Origin of the sequence: Methanobrevibacter millerae (assembly GCF_900103415.1) — an archaeon.
GTDB lineage: Archaea > Methanobacteriota > Methanobacteria > Methanobacteriales > Methanobacteriaceae > Methanocatella > Methanocatella millerae.
The window spans coordinates 1-1,086 of the sequence record NZ_FMXB01000048.1; the positions used below are offsets into that span (position 1 = coordinate 1).

At 32.4% G+C, this 1,086-nt stretch carries 1 protein-coding gene; it reads right to left on the minus strand.

Features of this window, described 5'->3' with window-relative positions:
- The coding region (locus F3G70_RS11925; protein ID WP_149732926.1) for a condensation domain-containing protein at nt 1-1,086 on the minus strand (1,086 nt) is incomplete at both ends.

The following is a 1,086-nucleotide window of genomic DNA, read 5'->3' on the forward strand; positions in this document are numbered from 1 at the left end:
CACCCAATTCATCTAATTTACCTGCAACCTCATTTGCAATGAATGCACCTTGCCCATGAGTATAACTAGTGTCCTCATAACCCACCAACACATTACCCTCACATTCAGATAAATTATCATTAAATGCATCCAAAATATCATTATACTTAAAATTATACCGTGTTTGATTATAACTGTCTAAAATTTCAATATCTTCATGTGTAATGTAGGTAATCTCTTCTAATTTTTCAACATTAATTATTTGCTTTAATATTAACTTGTAAGATTCGGCGAAATGCTCGACAAAACTTTTAGAATATTTGCCGCAATACATTATATTCAAATTGTAATTTTGACTGAATTGAACTACTTCCACAACAAGATCGGCGATTGAACTATTTCTTTTGGTTATTATGTCATTTTCACTATTATTTAATGAGTCATTGGATTGGCCAATACCTCCAATCCATTCAGGCATGAATTGGAATAAGATGTCTGAATTGATGTTATATTCATTTGCAAGTAATCTAAATGGATAATAATTATATCTCATAACATCATAAATTAAGCTGCCCATATTCTCCATAAATGATGCAATATCCTGATTTTTACAATTGACTATTACGGGAAGGGTATTCACATACATACCAATGGAATTGAAATTATTGAATCTGTCCCGTCCATTTTCCACTAGATTAAATGAAGCATTTTCATAACCTGTAAAGCGAGATAAGGTATATGCAAAAGCAGCGGTGAATAATACGTTTTCACTCACGCCATGACTGTCCAAAAAGGATTTTAATAAGTTAATGTCCAAATTCAAATCAATTTTTAAGTGGCCATGTTCATCTGAATCTATGCTCTCCATTAAAGTGCTGGTTTCTTCATTATCCGTTAACATGGATTCATAGAACTTTTTAGCATCGGCATACTCATCGGTGTTTTGCATTTGCTGTGAAAAGGCAGATACTTTTAAGAATGATTCATCCACACTGATTGATTCCCCATCAAGAATATCCTGCAGGTCACGTTTAAATACATTAGCTGACAATCCATCGAATATTATATGATTGAAGGCAACGAACAACTTATAATCATCATTATCAT